Genomic DNA, 234 nt, shown 5'->3' with positions numbered 1-234 from the left:
GAGCTGTTACATAGAGAACCAGTACCGATATCGCGACAGCATATGCTCAAATTGCAGAGACTACTGTGAATTCAGGCTTTACGGATATTGTCGAAACTATTGAAGCTAAGACTGAGATTTTTGATCTGGGTGTGTACAAGGCAAATGCCTCATTAACTGTTCATTACCACAGTGTGGTGCTTAAAAAATTAAAACCAGATCAACTCTATGTTTATCGTGTAGGTGACGGTGATA

Annotated in this window: 1 protein-coding gene; it reads left to right on the top strand. The window is 39.7% G+C overall.

Going from position 1 to position 234, the window contains the following annotated elements:
- Nucleotides 1-29: 29 nt before the first annotated feature.
- The coding region (locus ACRHOC_RS15220; protein WP_431159449.1) for a fibronectin type III domain-containing protein at nucleotides 30-234 on the top strand (205 nt) is incomplete at its 3' end.

Source organism: Winogradskyella poriferorum (assembly GCF_050618035.1).
Classification (GTDB): Bacteria; Bacteroidota; Bacteroidia; order Flavobacteriales; family Flavobacteriaceae; genus Winogradskyella; species Winogradskyella poriferorum_A.
Note: the sequence above shows the minus strand (reverse complement) of the source record. Positions and strands in the feature narration are given on the sequence as shown.